Raw genomic sequence first — 17,348 nt, forward strand, 5'->3', positions numbered from 1 at the left:
CCTATCGCTCCCCCCACCACCGCACGTCCTGCACCCCCCGGCTGTGTCCGACCCGCACCCTGCGCGCCCCGCGCCCGAAAGGGAAGACAAGCGCACTTTCCTGCAGAAAGTCGCTGAGTTCATCCATCCCGGCCCCGACTCCAAGGCCGAACTGATCGAAACCCTGGCCGACGCCGAGGACAACGACATCATCGGGGCCGAATCCCGGGTGATGCTCGAAGGGGTGCTGCGCATGGCGGACCAGACCGCCGGCGACGTCATGGTCGCCGCGCCGCGGATGGACCTGATCGACATCGATTCGCCCTACGACGAGATCCTGCACATCGTCATCGACACGGCGCACTCGCGCTTCCCGGTCTATGAGGGCGACCGCGAGAACATCATCGGCATCCTGCTGGCCAAGGACCTGCTCAAGCTGCAGCGCGCGCCCGAGCTGAACCCGCGTGCCCTGCTGCGACCAGCGGTCTTCGTGCCCGAGAGCAAGGGCCTGAACGACCTGCTGCGCGAGTTCCGCGGCAACCGCAACCACCTGGCCGTGGTGGTCGACGAGTTCGGCCGCATCGCCGGCCTGATCACCATCGAGGACGTGCTCGAGCAGATCGTCGGCGAGATCGAGGACGAGTTCGACATCGACGACAACGAGGGCGACATCTTCGGCCTGGCCGACCGCACCTACCGGGTCAGCGGCGACACCGCCATCGAGCGGGTCGACGAGGCCTTCGGCGTCAAGCTGCTGCCCACGGATGGCGAGCAGGACTTCGACACCATCGGCGGCCTGATCGCCCATGAGATGGGCCATGTGCCCAAGCGCGGCGAGCACCACACCATGGGCGGCCTGAGCTTCGTCGTGCTGCACACCAAGGGCGGCGCCGTGCGCTGGTTCAAGGTCTCGCCCGCCGCTGAAGACGACCTCACCGGCTGAGCGTCTTGCTGGCGCGCTGGCTCCCGTTTGCGATCGCGCCGGCCGCCGGCCTGGCCCAGGCCTTTTCCGTGGCCACGCCGTGGGACGGCCAGCCCCTGTGGTGGCTGCAATTGCTGTCGCTGGCCGTGCTGGCCTGGCAGGTGCAAAACGCCGGCTCGTGGCGCCGCGCCGCGCTGCTCGGCTGGGCCTTCGCCATCGCCTGGCTGACCGGCATTTTCTGGTGGCTGTTCATCTCCATGCACAGCTACGGCGGCCTGGCGGCGCCGCTGGCCGCCGCTGCGGTGCTGGGGCTGGCCGCCTTTCTGGCGGCCTACTACGCCCTCGTTTGTGGTCTTTTTCGGGCTCTAGCCCCCGGCGATACTGCATGGGGCGCTATTGTTTTCGGAGCGCTCTGGCTGCTGGCGGAGCTCTTGCGCGTCACCGTGTTCACCGGCTTTCCCTGGGGGGCCGGGGGCTATGCCCATGTGGACGGGCCGCTGGCGGGGTTGGCGCCCTGGTTGGGCGTGCACGGCATCGCCTTTGTGGCGGCGGTGCTGGCCTGCGCCCTGGCCCTGCTGGCCGAAGGCGCCTGGCGCAAGGCCTGGCAGCCGGCAGTGCCGGCGGCAGTCCTGGCCGTGTTGCTGGCTGCGGCGCAATGGCTGCCTTCCGATACGGACAGGCCCCACAGCGGCGGCAAACTGTCGGTGGCGCTCTTGCAGGGCAACATTCCCCAGGGCGAGAAATTCGAGCTTGGTTCCGGTGTCCCGCTGGCGCTGACCTGGTACGCGCAGGAACTGGCGCGGGCCACGGCCACCCTGGTGGTCGCCCCCGAGACCGCCATTCCCCTGCTGCCGAACCAGTTGCCCGAAGGCTATCTCTCGGCCGTGGGCCGGCGCTTTGGCGCCGGCGCGCAGGCCGCGCTGCTTGGCATCCCGTTGGGCAGCATGGCCGAGGGCTATACCAATTCGGTCATCGGACTGAAACCGGGTGCAGACACCTACCACTACGACAAGCACCACCTCGTGCCCTTTGGCGAATTCATCCCGCCGCTGTTTCGCTGGTTCACCGAGATGATGAACATTCCGCTGGGCGACTTCGAGCGCGGCGCGGTCGGCCAGTCCTCGTTCGAATGGCAGGGCCAGCGGCTGGCGCCCAACATCTGCTACGAGGATCTGTTCGGCGAGGAACTGGGCGCGCGTTTCGCCGACCCTTCCAGCGCGCCGACCATCTTCGTCAACGTCAGCAACATCGGCTGGTTCGGCGACTCCATCGCTATCGACCAGCACCTGCAGATCAGCCGCATGCGCGCGCTGGAGTTCGACCGGCCCATGCTGCGCGCCACCAACACCGGCGCCACCGTGGTGATCGACCACCGCGGACGGGTCACGCATGCGCTGCCGCGCCACACGCGCGGCGTGCTGCTGGGCGAAGTGGAAGGCCGCACGGGCATCACGCCCTATGCCTGGTGGGTCTCGCGGCTGGGGCTGTGGCCGCTGTGGCTGCTGGCGCTGGGCGCGCCGGCGCTGGCCTACTTCATGCGCACCAGGCGGCCCGGCCGGGCCGTGGTCACCTGACCTTCGCGCGCCACGGCCACGCCATGGACCCAGGTGCCCACATAGCCCTGGGCCTTTTGCAGGAAGCGCTTGCCGCCGGCCGGCAGGTCGTTCACCAGCTGGGGCGCGCCCACGCCCAGGCGCTGCGGGTCGACCACATTGATGTCGGCGCGCAGGCCCAGCGCGATGGCGCCGCGGTCCTGCAAGCCCAGGTACTGCGCATTGCGGCGTGACAGCATCTCCACCGCCCGGCCCAGCGGCATCTTGTCCCTGGCGCGGTCGCGCACCCAGTGCGTGAGCATGAAGGTCGAGAAGCTCGCGTCGCAGACCGTGCCCACATGGGCGCCGGCATCGCCCAGGCCGAGCAGGGCGCGCGGGTGGTCCAGCATCTTGCGCAAGCTGTCCAGCGAGCCCTCGTTGTAGTTGAAGATCGGAAAGTAGATGAGGTTGCTGCCGTCGCCGCCGGCCAGGTGGTCGTACAGCGCCTCCAGCGGCGTGGTGCCGGCCTGTTTGGCGCGCACCAGAAAGCTTTGCATCACCGAGGGCTCGTAGTCCAGCCGCGCGTCCAGCGGGAACATGCGGCCGCTGATCAGATCGATGCGTGCCAGCAGGATGTCCACCAGAGGCGGGATGGCCGTGCCGTCGCCGGCCAGGCGCCCGGATTGTTCCGACAGGATGCGTTGCTTGCGTGCCGGCTCGCGCAGGGCCGCGGCGCGTTGCGCCAGGGGCAAGTGGGCCACTTCCTTGTAGCCGGGAAAGCCCATGAAGGGGTGGAAGCTGGCATCCAGCCCGTTGATCACACCGATGCCGCGTGCCGCGGTTTGCAGGTACAGCGGCAGGCCGGCCGCCACGGACTTTTCCACCCGGGCCTGTATGGCCGGGTACTGCTGGCCGCGGGGGTCGCGTTGCAGCCAGGTAATGGACAGCGGCCGGCCTGCCGCGCGGGCCAGTTGTTCGACCAGGTCGAACTCGGCGTCAAAGCGTTGCGGACCCTGCAGCAGGTCGAAGTCGCTGACCATCTGCACGACGCCATGGCGCAGGCCGTGGAAGGCCTGGGCGATGCCGGTGAGTTCAGCGGCGCTGGCCTCGGCGGCCGGCGTCTCCTTGCCCTCGGAGGTGCGGTGGTTGTCGCTGCGGCCGCTGCTAAAGCCCGCGGCGCCCGCTTCCAGCGCTTCACGCAGCAGAGCGCGCATCGCCGCGATGTCCTCGGGCGTTGCCACTTCCTTGGCGACGGCGCGCTCGCCCATCACGTACATGCGCAGGGGGTCGTGCGGCACTTGCACCAGGTAGTCCAGGCTGCGGCCCTCGCTGTCCAGGGCATCCATGTACTGCGGGAAGCTTTCCCAGTTCCAGCGGATGCCCTCGTGCAGGGCGGCGCCGGGGATGTCTTCCACACCCTCCATCAGCTTGACCAGGCCGTCTTCCTTGCCCGGGCGCACGGGTGCGAAGCCGACGCCGCAGTTGCCCATGACCAGGGTGGTCACGCCGTGGTTCACGCTGGGCGAGAAAGTCGGGTCCCAGGTGGCCTGGCCGTCGTAGTGGGTGTGGATGTCGACGAAGCCGGGCATGACCCAGGCGCCGCTGGCGTCCACCGTCTCGCGGGCGACGCTGCCCGAGGGCCGGGTGCTGATTTCAACGATGCGGCCGTCCTTGACGCCGACGTCGGCGGTGAAGGGCTCACCGCCCTTGCCGTCGGCGACGGTGCCGCCCTCAATGCGCAGATCGAGCATCCTTGTGTCTCCAGTAAAAAGCCAGTGCCAGGCCGCTGACGATGTGCCAGATGCCCCAGAGGCTGGCGATGACCACCATGCCCAGGTCGCTGTGGAACTGTACGGCGATGATGCCCAGCGCCAGGCCGGAGTTCTGCATTCCCCCTTCGATCATCACGGCCCGCCGGTCGCGCTCGCTCACGCCAAATGCCAGGCTGGTGATCCAGCCGAAGAACAGGCCGCTGGCGTTGTGCAACACCACAATCAGCAGGGTGGGCAGCAGGCCCAGGGTCAGCAGTTGCCGCTCCTTGACCAGGCCGATGACGATGAAGGCCAGCAGGGCAAACAGCGAGAAGTTGGCCAGGGGCTTTCGAATGCGCTGCGTGACTCCGGGCGCCTGGGCCGCCACGAGCAGGCCCAGCGCCATGGGCACGGCCAGCAGGAACAGCAGGCTGAGCCAGATGCCCGAGGGGTCGATCTCCAACTGCTTGAGCCAGTCGGCGGTGGCCGGGTTGGCCGCCACCATCCAGGCGAAGTTCAGGGGTGTGGCCACCAGGGCGATCAGGCTGGCCACGGCCGACACGCTGACCGACAGCGCCGTGTTGCCGCGGCCGAAGTGCGTGATCACGTTGCTCAGCGAACCACCAGGGCAGGAAGCCACCAGGATCATCGCCACTTCGACATTGGGCGGCAGATCCAGCACCAGGGTGGCGGCCCAGGTGCCCACCGGCAGCAGGATGAACTGGGGGATGAGGCCGCAGACCACGGCGCGTGGCTGCTGGGCGACGCGGCGGAAATCTTCCAGCCGCAGCTCCAGGGCCACGGAAAACACCATGGTGGCCAGCACCAGGCTCAGGACCAGTTGGCTTGTCGTCATTCCTTGCCGCCTCCCCGGCCCCCAAAGGGTAATCGCCGGCCGACCCCGTAAAATCAAGGGTTTACGCCGGTCCGGCGCGCACGCGAGCGCTCATCTCCACATGTTGACCTTCCAGCAAATCATTCTCAAACTGCAGTCGTACTGGGATGCCCAGGGCTGCGCGCTCCTGCAGCCCTACGACATGGAAGTGGGGGCGGGCACCTCGCACACCGCCACCTTCCTGCGCGCCCTGGGCCCGGAGCCGTGGAAGGCCGCCTATGTGCAGCCCAGCCGCCGGCCCAAGGATGGCCGCTATGGCGAGAACCCGAACCGCCTGCAGCACTACTACCAGTACCAGGTGGTGCTCAAGCCCGCGCCGGCCAACATCCTGGAGCTGTACCTGGGCTCGCTGGAGGCCCTGGGCTTCGACCTGAAGAAAAACGACATCCGCTTTGTCGAGGACGACTGGGAGAACCCCACGCTGGGCGCCTGGGGCCTGGGCTGGGAGGTCTGGCTCAACGGCATGGAAGTCACGCAGTTCACCTACTTCCAGCAGGTCGGCGGCATCGACTGCAAGCCCATCACCGGCGAGATCACCTACGGCCTGGAGCGCCTGGCCATGTACCTGCAGGGCGTGGACAACGTCTACAACCTCCAATGGACCGAAGGCCTGTCCTACGGCGACGTCTACAAGCAGAACGAGGTCGAGCAGTCGACCTACAACTTCGAGCACAGCGACGCCGACTTCCTGTTCACCGCCTTCTCCGCGCACGAGAAGCAGGCCAAACACCTGATGGAGCAGCAGCTGGCCCTGCCGGCCTACGAGCAGGTGCTCAAGGCGGCCCACAGCTTCAACCTGCTGGACGCGCGCGGCGCGATCAGCGTGACCGAGCGCGCCGCCTACATCGGCCGCATCCGCAATCTGGCGCGCGCCGTCGCCCAGAGCTATTACGACAGCCGCGAGCGCCTGGGTTTCCCGATGGCACCGCGCGAATGGGTGGCCGACCTGCAAAAGAAGGCGGCCTGAACATGAGCACACAGAACCTCCTCGTTGAACTCTTTGTCGAAGAACTGCCGCCCAAGGCCTTGAAGAAGCTGGGCGATGCCTTTGCCGGCGTGCTGTTCGAGCAGCTCAAGGCCCAGGGCCTGGCTTCGACCGAGTCGAAGCTGACGGCCTTTGCGTCCCCGCGCCGCCTGGCCGCCCATGTGAGCGCCGTGGCCGCCGCCGCCGCCGACAAGGCCGTGTCGCAAAAGCTGATGCCCGTCAGCGTGGGCCTGGATGCGTCCGGCCAGCCGACGCCGGCGCTGCTCAAGAAATTGCAGGCCCTGGGTGCGGACGCGTCGGCCGTGGCCGGGCTCAAGCGCGCCATGGACGGCAAGGCCGAGGCCTTGTTCTACGACAGCAACGCCAGGGGCGCGAGCCTGGCCGAAGGCCTGCAAAAGGCCTTGAACGAGGCCATCGCCAGGCTGCCGATCCCGAAGGTCATGACCTACCAGCTGGCCGACGGCTGGACCGACGTCAAGTTCGTGCGGCCCGCGCATTCGCTGATCGCGCTGCACGGCAGCGCGGTGGTGGCGATTGAGGCGCTGGGCCTGAAGGCGGGCAACACCACCCAGGGCCACCGCTTCGAGGCGGCCAAGCCGCTGGTCACCATTGCCCACGCCGATGCCTATGCGCAGACGCTGGAACAAGATGGCGCGGTCATTGCCGGCTTTGCGCCGCGCCGCGCCGAGATCGTGCGCCAGCTCGCCGATGCCGCCGCCAAGGTGGGCAATGGCGCCCGGGCGATCGAGGACGAGGCCTTGCTGGACGAGGTCACGGGCCTGGTCGAGCGCCCCAATGTGCTGGTCTGCGAATTTGAGACCGAGTTCCTGGGCGTGCCGCAGGAGTGCCTGATTCTCACGATGAAGGCCAACCAGAAGTACTTCCCGCTGCTGGACGCGGCCGGCAAGCTGAGCAACAAGTTCCTGGTGGTCAGCAACATCAGCCCCGCCGATGCCAGCGCCGTGGTGCAGGGCAACGAGCGCGTGGTGCGCCCGCGCCTGGCCGACGCCAAGTTCTTCTTCGACCAGGACCGCAAGAAGACGCTGGCATCGCGCGTTGCCGGCCTGGCCAAGGTGGTCTATCACAACAAGCTGGGCACGCAGGGCGAGCGGGTGGAGCGCGTGCAGAAAATTGCGGCGCAGATCGTCCAATTCCTAAACGGCGACCCGGGGTTCCTCTCTGACGTTCTTCAGGCCGCGCTGCTGGCCAAGACCGACCTGGTGACCGACATGGTGGGCGAGTTCCCCGAGCTGCAGGGCACGATGGGCCGCTACTACGCGCTCAACGACGGCCTGCCGGTGGAGGTGGCCGATGCCATCGAAGACCACTACAAGCCGCGCTTTGCCGGCGACACCCTGCCGCGCGGCGCTGCCGGCGTGGTCGTGGCCCTGGCCGACAAGCTCGAAACCCTGGCCGGCCTGTTTGCCATCGGCCAGCTGCCCACGGGCGACAAGGACCCCTTCGCGCTGCGCCGCCATGCCCTGGGCATCGTGCGCATGCTGATGGAAAAGGACCTGGCCCTGCCGCTGGAGCCGCTGCTGGCTCAGGCCGTGGCCCTGTTCCCGCAGGCGCAGGCCCAGACCGCCGGCCTGCTGGCCGACTTCATTTACGACCGCCTGGCCGGCTCCTTGCGCGAGCAGGGCTACAGCGCCCAGGAAGTCGATGCCGTGCTGGCCCTGCGGCCGCAGCGTCTGGGCGACGTCGCCAAGCGCCTGGTGGCCGTGCGCGCCTTTGCCGCGCTGCCCGAAGCACCGGCCTTGGCCGCGGCCAACAAGCGTATCGGCAACATCCTGAAGAAGGCCGAGGCAGCCGTCGACCCGCATGTCAGTGAAGTGCTGCTGGCCGAGGACGCCGAGAAGGCGCTCTACGCCGCGATGCAGCAGGTGGTTCCCAAGGCCCAGGCCCAGTTCGAGGCCGGCGACTTCACCGCCTCCTTGCAGACCCTGGCTGCGCTGCGCGCACCGGTCGACGCCTTCTTCGACGGCGTGATGGTCAACGCGGAACAGGTCGATGTGCGCCTGAACCGCCTGGGCCTGCTGGCCACCCTGCACCTGGCCATGAACCGCGTCGCCGACCTCTCCCGTTTGGCCGCGTGAACGGAGCACCCCGATGAAACTCGTCATCCTCGACCGCGACGGCACGATCAACGAGGAGAGCGACGAGTTCATCAAGTCGCCCGAGGAGTGGCGGCCGCTGCCCGGCGCGCTGGAGGCGATCGCGCGCCTGAACCATGCGGGCTGGCGCGTGGCGATTGCCTCCAACCAGTCGGGCCTGGGACGCGGCTTGTTCGACGTGGCCTCGCTCAACGCCATGCACGCCAAGATGCACAAGCTGCTGTCGGCCCATGGCGGGCGCATCGACGCCGTCTTCTATTGCCCGCACAGCCCGGACGAGGGCTGCCATTGCCGCAAGCCCCAACCCGGCCTGTTCGAGCAGATCGGCGAGCGTTTCGGCGTCGAGCTCAAGGGCGTGCCGACGCTGGGCGACAGCATCCGCGACCTGCAGGCCGGCGCCGCGGCCGGCTGCGAGCCGCACCTGGTGCTCACCGGCAAGGGCGCCACCTACAAGGGCGCCGCGCTGCCCCCCGAGGCCCCGCCCGGCACCCTGGTCCACGCAGATCTGGCGGCGTTTGCCGACCACCTGATCGCCCGCCACGCCGTCCCCAAGATGGCCATCTGATCCTTTTCCTGCCACACCCATGCCCTTGCTGCGCTCCATCCTCCATGCCCTCGTGATGCTGGTGACCGTCATCCCCTGGGGCATCTGGATGGTGACGGCCTCGCTCTGGGCCAACGGCGAGCAGATGTACTGGAAGGCGGCGCGCTGGCTGGGCTGGCAGATCGATGCCGCGCGCATCCTGTGCGGCATCGAGGTGCGCGTCACCGGCATGGAAAACCTGCCCGAGGGCAAGACCAGCCCGGCCATCCTGCTGGTCAAGCACCAGTCGACCTACGAGACCTTCCTGATGCCCACGCTGATGCCGCATCCGCTGGCCTACGTGTTCAAGAAGGAGCTGATCTACGTGCCCTTCTTCGGCTGGGCCATGGGCCGCATGGACATGATCCACATCGACCGCAGCCTCAAGGCCAAGGCCTTCAACAAGGTGGTGGAGCAGGGCAAGCGCCTGCTGGCCCAGGGCATCTGGGTCATCATGTTCCCCGAGGGCACGCGCATCCCGCGTGGCCAGAAGGGCACCTACAAGACCGGCGGCACGCGCCTGGCGGTGGAAACCGGCGCGCCGGTGATTCCCATCGCCGTCAGCTCGGCCAAGGTCTGGCCGCGCAAGGCTTTCATCAAGCGCCCCGGCCTGGTCGATGTCTCCATCGGCAAGCCCATCCCCAGCCAGGGCCGGCAGCCCGAGGAGCTGATGCGCGAAGTCGAGGCCTGGATCGAGGCCGAGATGCGCCGCCTCGATCCCGAGGCCTACCGCTAAACTGCGCGTATGCGCCGGCTGCTCCAGCTCACCCTCGATCTGTTTGACACGGCGGCTCCGGTTCCCGCCCCCGGAATCGAGGAAAACAAGGCTGTGGCCCCCGGATATGCTGCCGATCCAGCTATCAAATCAATAGCGATTGTGGCGCCTGCGCCGGCCGAGCAGCTGGACCAGGTGATAGGCGGGGCGCACTTTCGCCATCCGCAGGCCGCCCGCGAAGCCTTGCTGGGCCAAAGCCGCGTGGCTTTTGCGCTGCGCCGCGCCCGCCGGCGCACCATCGGCTTTTCGGTCGACGCCTCGGGCCTGACCGTCACCGCGCCCAAATGGGTGCCCCTGTATGAGATCGACGCCGCCGTGAAATCCAAGGCGGCCTGGATCCTGCGCAAGCTCGACGAGACGGCACAACGCCAGCAGCGCATCGAGTCGGCCCGCATCGCCTGGCGCGACGGCGCCAGCTTCCCCTTCCTGGGCGAGACGGTGATCCTGGTGCTGGACCCGCGCCACGCCTTCAGCGACGTCGGTGGCGTGCTCAACACCGATGCCCAGGCCCTGCCGGGCGTGCCCCGCCTGACCCTGCACATCGGCTTGCCGCACACGGCAACGGCCGAGCAGATCCGCGATGCGGTGCAAGCCTGGCTGATGCGCCAGGCCAAGCGCCTGTTCACCGAGCGGCTGGACCACTACGCGCCCTTGCTGGGCGTGCAATGGCGCAAGCTGAGCCTGAGCAGCGCCGGCACCCGCTGGGGCACGGCGAACGCGGACGGTGGCATCCGGCTGAACTGGCGCCTGGTGCACTTTCGCATGCCGGTGATCGACTACGTGGTGGCCCACGAGCTGAGCCACCTGCGGGTGATGGACCACAGCCCGCGTTTCTGGGACACGGTGCGCACCGTGGTGCCCGACTACGCGCAGCTGCGCGGCCAGTTGCGTGACGAGGCGCTGCCCTCCTGGTGAGCCCCGACCGCGCAGCCGCGGCTGCGGCCTATACACTGGGCTGCGCTTGCAGGCCCTGCCCTGCGAGGGAAGGAAGCCGTATCCCGTGAAAAGCAGACTGGGCCTGCAGACGCGACTGATCCTGCTGATCATGGCGGCCATCCTGCCGCTGGCGCTCGCATCGGTGATAGCAGCCGTGCGCGAGCAGCGCGCGGCCACCGAGCAGACGCAGACCCAGCTCAAGCTCGCGGCCTCGCTGGTGGCTGCCAACCAGGACAGGCTGGTCGAGTCCACCCGCGACCTGCTGGCGGCCGTCGCCCTGATGCCCACGGTTCGGGCGCGCAACCAGGTCCAGTGCGAGGCCTATTTCGCCAGCCTGCGCGCCCGCATCCCCATCTACTTCAACATCGGCCTGCTGCGCATGGACGGCTCCCTCGTCTGCCATGCGGCAGTCGACCGCGGCGACTTCAACGTCGGCCGGCGGCCCGACTTCCAGCGCGCCCTGGCCAGCCGCACCTTCGTCATGGGCCAGGCCGGTGAATCCAATATCCCTGGCCGGCGCACGCTGCCCTTCGCCCTGGCGCTGACCGAGGGCGACACCGTGACCGGTGTGCTGTTCGCCTCGATCGACCTGCAGTCCGCCTCCGCGGCCCTGATGCGGCTGGACCTGCCGCAGGGGGCACGCGTCGTCGTTGCCGACAAGCGCGGTGACGTGCTGATGGAGCACCCGACCCTGCCAACACTGTCGACCATCCGCACCCTCGTCAGTCCCGATCTGCGGCAGGCAGCGCGCGACATGGTTGCGGCCGTGGGCGAAGGCGCCGACTCCGTCGGCGAGATGCGCGTCTGGGCTGCGGCCCCCACCCGAACGGTGGCTGACGAGGGTCTGCTGGCGGTGGTGAGCCACGATGCCGACCAGGTTGCCAGCCGCGCTCTGGACAATATGTGGCGCCAGCTGGCCCTGCTGGGGCTGACCCTGCTGGCCGGAACGCTGGCTGCCTGGTGGCTGGGCCGTCGTGCCATCGTGGGGCCGGCGCGCCAGGTCATCGGCGCGGTGCGGCAGTTCGAGCGTGGTGACCTGGATGCGCGCGTGGCGCTGAGCAGCCAGCAGCGGCCGGGCGAGTTCGCCCGCATCGGCGCGGCCTTCAACCTGATGGCCGAGTCGCTGCAGCTGCGCCAGCTGGACCTGCAGTCCGAGCTGCGCCGCAGCCGCGACGCCTACGCCGTGCTGGAACTGGTGATCAGGAGCATGCAGGACGGCCTGCTGGCGGTGGACAACCAGGGCAAGCTGATCATGTCCAACGAGCTGGCCGAGCGCCTGTTCTCGGCCGACGCCAGCCCGCCGCCGCAGGATTGGCCGCGCCGCTTCGGTCTCTACCAGGCCGACGGCCAGACCCTGTTCGTGGCCAGCGAGCTGCCGCTGGCCCGCGCCATGCGCGGCGAGTCGGGCCGCGACGTGCAGATGTTCGTGCGCAACCCCTCGGTGCCCGAAGGCCGGTTGATCCAGTGCAGCTACCAGCCCATGCGCAGCGAGGGCGCCATCCGCGGCGGCCTGCTGATGTTCACCGACGTCACCGAGCTGCAGCGGTTGCAGACCGAGCAGGCGGCCCAGTTCGGCGCCCTGCGTGAAACCCAGCGCAAGCTGGTGGAGGCGCAGCGCATCGGCCGCATCGGCAACTGGGAGTTGGACGTGCGCAGCGCCCGCCTGTGGTGGTCGGACGAGGTCTATGCGCTGTTTGACGTGCGGCCGCAGGATTTCGGCGGCACAGACGAAGCCTTCGTCCAGTACGTCCATCCCGGCGACCGCGAGCGTGTCGGCGCCATGCATGCGGATGCGCTGCAGGGTCTGGTGAAGATCGACATGGAGTACCGCGCCCTCCGACCCGATGGTCGCGAGGTCTGGTTGTACGAAATCGGCGAGCTGCGGCGCGATGCACAGGGTGCAGCCGAAAGCCTGACGGGCGTGGTGCAGGACATCACGGCGCGCAAGCAGTCCGGGCTCGCGCTGCTGCAGCGCGAGCGCGAGCTGGCCCAGTTCACTGCCATGCTGCAGCGCGCCGCCGAGGCTGCCCAGGCCATCAACCGCCAGCGGTCCATGCAGCAGACCATGGACGAACTGGCGGCCCAGGCCCGCTCGGTGCTGGGCGCCCGCCTGGCCATGGTGGCGGTGGCTGCAGACGGCGATTGGCGGCGCGCCCGCACGGCGATGTCGGTGGCCGACAGCCTCGCGACTTTCCGGCGACGGCCGCCGGCGCCCGACGGCTCCGGCATCTACGCGCTGGTGGCGGAGCTGGGCCGGCCCCTGCGGCTGACCCATGCCGAGCTGCTGGAGCATCCACGCTTTCGTGGCTTCGGTGGCCTGGACGCGGGGCACCCGCCCATGCACGGCCTGCTGGCGCTGTCGCTGAACGACCGTGCCGGCCGGCAGATCGGCATCCTCATGCTGTCGGACAAGGAGCAGGGCGAGTTCACCGAGCGCGACGAGTACGTGGCGCTGGAGCTGGCCCAGCTGTCGGCCATCGCCATCGACAACGCGCGCCTGTTCAGCGAGATCCGCGAGCTCAATGCCGGCCTGGAGGCGCGCATCGCCGCGCGCACCGCGGAGCTGGCGCAGCAGGAAGCGCGCTTTCGCGCCCTGGCCGAGCAGGCGCCGGAAATCATCTGGAACCTCGATCCCCGCGGCCGCCTCATCTACGTCAACAACGCCTGGAGCGAGCTGGTGGGCGGCACGGCCGAGGACTGGCTGGGCGGCAAGTGGCGATCGCGCATCCATCCCGAGGACATGCCGGAGGTTGCGCGCAACTGGGAGCGCTCGCGCGAGAGCATGCGTTTCTACGCCGGCACGCGCCGCATCCTGGCCAAGGACGGCAGCTGGCACACCACCACCTACCGTGGGGCGCCGGTGTTCGACGCGCACGGCGAGGTGGTGTTCTGGGTCGGCATCGATTCGGACATCACCGAGCTCAAGGGCATCGAGCAGGCCTTGCGCGCCTCCAACCAGGAGCTGGAGGCGTTCTCCTACTCGGTGTCACACGACCTGCGCGCTCCACTGGGCGCCATCGGCGGCTTCAGTCGCGCGCTGGCCAACAAGCTCGAAGGCCAGGGCGATGAGCGGGTCAGCCATTTCCTGGCGCGCATCCAGGCCGGCGTCAACAAGATGGAGCAGCTGATCGACGCCCTGCTGGGCCTGTCCAAGGTGGTCCGGGCGCCGCTGCGCTACGGGCCGGTGGATTTGAGCGCGCTGGCGCACGAAGCGATCGAGGCCCTGCAGGAGCAGCAGCCCGAACGCCTTGTGCAGGTCCAGGTGCAAGACGGCCTGACGGCGCAGGGCGACGCCCACCTGTTGCGCGGCGTGCTGGAGAACCTGCTGGGCAACGCCTGGAAGTTCACCTCGCAGACGCCCGCTGCGCGCATCGAGGTCGGCCTGCTGGAGCGCTCCACCTTCTACGTGCGCGACAACGGCGTGGGCTTCGACATGGCCTATGCCGACAAGCTGTTCGGCGCCTTCCAGCGCCTGCACACCGAGGCGCAGTTCCCCGGCACCGGCATCGGCCTGGCCACGGTGCAGCGCATCATCGCCAGACACCAGGGCCGGGTCTGGGCCGAGTCCGTGCCTGGCGAGGGCACGACCTTTTACTTCACGCTGTCGGAGTCGGCCCCGCCGCCCTGGCTGGGGGCTGGGACCCCTGGGGGCTAGACCGCTGAAAAGCGCCAGACGCCTTGCGCGTCCTTGGTGCGGCGCAGCTTGCCCTCGAACCACAGCATGTGCAGGTGGGCCACCGACTCGCCCATGGCAAAGGTGGTCTGGTGCAGGTCCAGCGCCCGCTTGAACAGCACAGGCAGCATGTCAGCCGCCGACTGCGGCGCGCCGGCGCAGGCCTGCAGCACCTCGGCCAGCCGGTCGCGGTGGTGCTCGTGCAGCTGGGTGATGCGCGTGTGCAGGCCGGTGAAGGGCTTGCCGTGCGAGGGCAGGGTCAGCGTGTCCGCGGGCAGGGGCGAGAACTTGTCAATGGAGTCGAGAAAGGCCTTGAGCGGGTTGGACTCCGGCTCCACGTCGTAGACGCTGACGTTGGTCGAGATGCGCGGCAGCATCATGTCGCCCGAGATCAAGACCTTGAGCGCATCGCAGTACAGCGCGATGTGCTCGGGCGCGTGGCCATAGCCGCTGATGCAGCGCCAGCCGCGCCCGCCGATGACCACGGTGTCGCCGTCCTGCATGCGGTGGAAGCTGGGCGGAACGGCCGGCACCATGCCGGGGTAGTAGCTGGTGCGCGCGCGGATCTGCTTCTGGGTCTCGGGGTCGGTCAGGCCGTGGGCGGCGAAAAAGTCGGCCGCGCTGGGGCCGCCGAAACCGGTGGTGCTCTGTGAGCCCAGGCGGGCGGCGTTGTAGTCGGTCGCGCTGATCCACAGCGGCGCGTTCCAGCGCGCGCACAGCCAGTGCGCCAAGCCGATGTGGTCCGGGTGCATGTGGGTGACCAGCACGCGCAGGACGGGCAGGCCTTCGAGCTGGCTGGCGAAGATCTGCTCCCATTGCGCCTTGGCCGCGTCGTGGGTGATGCAGCAGTCGACGATGGTCCAGCCCTGCAGCGCGGCGCCGCTGCCGTCGGGCGCCGCGATCTCGTCGCGCAACAGCCACAGGTTGATGTGGTCCAGGGCGAAGGGCAGGCCCATGCGGATCCACTTGATGCCGGGTGCCACGTCGAGCGCATCGCCCTGGCCAGGCAGACTGTCGCCCAGCGGGTAGTGCAGTTGCTGCTCGAGCAGGTTCAGGGCGGCGCGATGGGGCATCGTGGAGTGATTGACGTTGACGTAAACGTCATATGTAATCGGCCATTGTAGGCAGGCGTGCAAGCCCCTGCTGTCCCCTGCCGTACACGCGAACTTATCTCTCATGGCGACCACCACCTACACCATCAGCGACCTGGCCAAGGAATTCGACCTCACCACCCGCGCCATGCGCTTCTATGAGGACATGGGCCTGCTGCAGCCCGAGCGCTCGGGCCCGGGTGGCCGCAACCGCGTCTACAGCGCGCGCGACCGCACCCGGCTCAAGCTGACGCTGCGCGCCAAGCGCCTGGGCCTGTCGCTGACCGAGGCGCGCGAGATCATCGACATGTACGACAGCCCGCGCGACACCGGTCCGCAGCTCAAGAAATTCCTGGCCGTGCTGGCCGGCCATCGCAAGCAGATCGAGGAGCAGCTGGCCGAGCTGCAGGCCAATCTGGAGGAGGTCAAGGTCCACGAGAAGGAGGCCAGGGCCTTGCTGTCCCGCCCCAAGGTGCAAGAGGCCGCCGTCCCCGCGGGCCGTGCGCGCAAGCTGCGGCAGGCATAATTGACGTTGACGTAAACGTCAATCAGCAAGGCCGCCATGACTGAACCGCGTTTCGAACCCCGGGATCCCGCCTTTGCACAGCGTGTGCGCAGCAGTTTCGCCCTGCAAGGCGCGATGGCCACCATAGGCGCCACGCTGGCCGAGGTGGAGCCCGGCCGGGTGGTGATCGAGCTGCCCTGGGCGAGCGGCCTGACGCAGCAGCACGGCTTCCTGCATGCCGGCATGGTCGCCACCGCGCTGGACTCGGCCTGCGGCTACGCCGGCTCCACCCTGATGGCGGCCGACGCCGGCGTGCTGACCATCGAATTCAAGATCAACTTGCTGGCCCCGGCCCAGGGCGTGCGCTTTCGCATGGTGGGCGAGGTGCTCAAGCCGGGCCGCACCATCACCGTGGCCGAGGGCAAGGCCTACGCCATCGGCGAGGACGGCGCGCACAAGCTGGTTGCCACCATGAACGCCACGCTGATGGCCGTCACCGGGCGCGAGAACGTCCGGCATTGACATCCCCGAAGGAGACACGACATGAACAACCTGCCAGGCCTGAACTTCCAGCTGGGTGACGAGGTCGACGCGCTGCGCGACGCGGTGCGCGAATTTGCCCAGGCCGAGATCGCGCCGCGCGCTGCCCAGATTGATGCCTCAGACCAGTTCCCCATGGACCTGTGGGCCAAGATGGGTGCGCTGGGCGTGCTGGGCATCACCGTGTCCGAGGAATATGGCGGCGCCGACATGGGCTACCTGGCCCACATGGTGGCGATGGAGGAAATCTCGCGCGCTTCGGCCGCGGTCGGCCTGTCCTACGGCGCGCATTCCAATCTGTGCGTGAACCAGATCAAGCGCAACGGCAGCGAGGCGCAGCGCAGGAAGTACCTGCCCAAGCTGATCTCCGGCGAGCATGTGGGCGCGCTGGCCATGAGCGAGCCGGGCGCCGGCAGCGACGTCCTGTCAATGAAGCTCAAGGCCGAGGACAAAGGCAGTTACTACCTGCTCAATGGCAGCAAGTTCTGGATCACCAATGGGCCGGACGCCGACACCCTGGTGGTCTACGCCAAGACCGAGCCCGAACTGGGCGCGCGCGGCGTCACCGCCTTCCTGATCGAAAAGGGCATGCCGGGCTTTTCCATCGCGCAGAAGCTGGACAAGCTGGGCATGCGCGGTAGCCACACCGGCGAGCTGGTGTTCCAGAACGTGGAGGTGCCGCTGGCCAATGTGCTGGGCACGCTCAACGGCGGCGCCAGGGTGCTGATGTCGGGGCTGGACTACGAGCGCGCCGTGCTCACCGGCGGGCCGCTGGGCATCATGCAATCGGTTATGGACAACATCGTGCCCTACATCCACGACCGCAAGCAGTTCGGCCAGAGCATCGGCGAGTTCCAGCTGATCCAGGGCAAGGTGGCCGACATGTACACCGTGCTGCAGGCGGGCCGGTCGTTCGCCTACACCGTGGCCAAGAATCTGGACATGCTGGGGGCGGACCACGTGCGCCAGGTGCGCAAGGACTGCGCCTCGGTCATCCTGTGGTGCGCCGAGAAGGCCACCTGGATGGCCGGCGAGGGCATCCAGATCTTCGGCGGCAACGGCTACAT

General features: G+C 68.4%; 14 protein-coding genes. 11 read left to right on the forward strand and 3 right to left on the reverse strand.

Going from position 1 to position 17,348, the window contains the following annotated elements; all coding sequences use genetic code 11:
* The first annotated feature begins 43 nt into the window (after positions 1–43).
* Positions 44–922 carry an HlyC/CorC family transporter gene (locus Q0632_RS08840; RefSeq protein ID WP_298927458.1) on the forward strand — a complete coding sequence of 293 codons (879 nt, stop codon included), beginning with the start codon at positions 44–46 and terminating at the stop codon, positions 920–922.
* 8 nt (positions 923–930) lie between these two features.
* Positions 931–2,475 (forward strand): apolipoprotein N-acyltransferase, encoded by a 1,545-nt coding sequence (gene lnt / locus Q0632_RS08845; protein WP_298927497.1) that lies wholly within the window; start codon positions 931–933, stop codon positions 2,473–2,475.
* Here lnt and Q0632_RS08850 read toward each other — a convergent pair.
* Together Q0632_RS08850 and Q0632_RS08855 are read right to left on the reverse strand one after the other, a co-directional pair.
* Complete coding sequence (locus tag Q0632_RS08850; protein ID WP_298927461.1) at positions 2,430–4,184, reverse strand: amidohydrolase family protein; 1,755 nt, start codon at positions 4,182–4,184, stop codon at positions 2,430–2,432. The genes lnt and Q0632_RS08850 overlap by 46 nt on opposite strands.
* Positions 4,165–5,097 carry a bile acid:sodium symporter family protein gene (locus Q0632_RS08855; protein ID WP_298927464.1) on the reverse strand — a complete coding sequence of 311 codons (933 nt, stop codon included), beginning with the start codon at positions 5,095–5,097 and terminating at the stop codon, positions 4,165–4,167. Before Q0632_RS08855 ends, Q0632_RS08850 begins: the two co-directional genes overlap by 20 nt.
* Positions 5,098–5,140: 43 nt before the next feature.
* On the opposite strand from Q0632_RS08855, the gene glyQ reads away from it, so the two are divergent.
* The 6 genes from glyQ to Q0632_RS08885 all read left to right on the forward strand — a co-directional run bounded on the left by glyQ (position 5,141) and on the right by Q0632_RS08885 (position 14,127).
* Complete coding sequence (glyQ, locus tag Q0632_RS08860; protein WP_298927467.1) at positions 5,141–6,046, forward strand: glycine--tRNA ligase subunit alpha; 906 nt, start codon at positions 5,141–5,143, stop codon at positions 6,044–6,046.
* 2 nt (positions 6,047–6,048) lie between these two features.
* A complete protein-coding gene (gene glyS / locus Q0632_RS08865; RefSeq protein ID WP_298927470.1) occupies positions 6,049–8,160 on the forward strand; it encodes a glycine--tRNA ligase subunit beta in 2,112 nt (703 codons plus the stop codon).
* Between the two features lie 13 nt (positions 8,161–8,173).
* Entirely contained in the window at positions 8,174–8,743 is a 570-nt protein-coding gene (gene gmhB / locus Q0632_RS08870) for a D-glycero-beta-D-manno-heptose 1,7-bisphosphate 7-phosphatase (protein ID WP_298927473.1), read from the forward strand.
* A 19-nt stretch (positions 8,744–8,762) separates the two neighbouring features.
* Positions 8,763–9,497 carry a 1-acyl-sn-glycerol-3-phosphate acyltransferase gene (locus Q0632_RS08875; RefSeq protein WP_298927476.1) on the forward strand — a complete coding sequence of 245 codons (735 nt, stop codon included), beginning with the start codon at positions 8,763–8,765 and terminating at the stop codon, positions 9,495–9,497.
* Positions 9,498–9,506: 9 nt separating this feature from the next.
* Positions 9,507–10,451, forward strand: coding sequence for a M48 family metallopeptidase (locus tag Q0632_RS08880; protein ID WP_298927480.1), 945 nt, complete (start codon positions 9,507–9,509; stop codon positions 10,449–10,451).
* Between the two features lie 85 nt (positions 10,452–10,536).
* On the forward strand, positions 10,537–14,127 hold the full coding sequence (locus Q0632_RS08885) for a PAS domain S-box protein (protein ID WP_298927483.1): 3,591 nt from the start codon (positions 10,537–10,539) through the stop codon (positions 14,125–14,127).
* On the opposite strand, the gene Q0632_RS08890 is transcribed toward Q0632_RS08885, so the two are convergent.
* Positions 14,124–15,200 carry an MBL fold metallo-hydrolase gene (locus tag Q0632_RS08890; protein WP_298927499.1) on the reverse strand — a complete coding sequence of 359 codons (1,077 nt, stop codon included), beginning with the start codon at positions 15,198–15,200 and terminating at the stop codon, positions 14,124–14,126. The two genes, Q0632_RS08885 and Q0632_RS08890, sit on opposite strands and share 4 nt — an antisense overlap.
* 121 nt (positions 15,201–15,321) lie before the next feature.
* On the opposite strand from Q0632_RS08890, the gene Q0632_RS08895 reads away from it, so the two are divergent.
* The 3 genes from Q0632_RS08895 to Q0632_RS08905 all read left to right on the forward strand — a co-directional run.
* Positions 15,322–15,762: a MerR family DNA-binding transcriptional regulator gene (locus Q0632_RS08895; protein ID WP_298927485.1), complete on the forward strand. Its 441-nt coding sequence runs from the start codon at positions 15,322–15,324 to the stop codon at positions 15,760–15,762.
* A gap of 36 nt (positions 15,763–15,798) precedes the next feature.
* Positions 15,799–16,263: a PaaI family thioesterase gene (locus Q0632_RS08900; protein ID WP_298927488.1), complete on the forward strand. Its 465-nt coding sequence runs from the start codon at positions 15,799–15,801 to the stop codon at positions 16,261–16,263.
* 21 nt (positions 16,264–16,284) lie between these two features.
* Positions 16,285–17,348 (forward strand): acyl-CoA dehydrogenase family protein (locus tag Q0632_RS08905; protein WP_298927491.1); only part of this gene is annotated, 1,064 nt, incomplete at its 3' end.

The organism is uncultured Ramlibacter sp., assembly GCF_936925435.1.
GTDB lineage: Bacteria > Pseudomonadota > Gammaproteobacteria > Burkholderiales > Burkholderiaceae_C > Ramlibacter.

Coding starts and splice junctions, on each gene's coding strand:
- Q0632_RS08850 (WP_298927461.1), bottom strand. CDS start 4,184: ATGCTCGATCTGCGCATTGAGGGCGGCACCGTCGCCGACGGCAAGGGC.
- glyQ (WP_298927467.1), top strand. CDS start 5,141: ATGTTGACCTTCCAGCAAATCATTCTCAAACTGCAGTCGTACTGGGAT.
- glyS (WP_298927470.1), top strand. CDS start 6,049: ATGAGCACACAGAACCTCCTCGTTGAACTCTTTGTCGAAGAACTGCCG.
- gmhB (WP_298927473.1), top strand. CDS start 8,174: ATGAAACTCGTCATCCTCGACCGCGACGGCACGATCAACGAGGAGAGC.
- Q0632_RS08875 (WP_298927476.1), top strand. CDS start 8,763: ATGCCCTTGCTGCGCTCCATCCTCCATGCCCTCGTGATGCTGGTGACC.
- Q0632_RS08880 (WP_298927480.1), top strand. CDS start 9,507: ATGCGCCGGCTGCTCCAGCTCACCCTCGATCTGTTTGACACGGCGGCT.
- Q0632_RS08895 (WP_298927485.1), top strand. CDS start 15,322: ATGGCGACCACCACCTACACCATCAGCGACCTGGCCAAGGAATTCGAC.
- Q0632_RS08900 (WP_298927488.1), top strand. CDS start 15,799: ATGACTGAACCGCGTTTCGAACCCCGGGATCCCGCCTTTGCACAGCGT.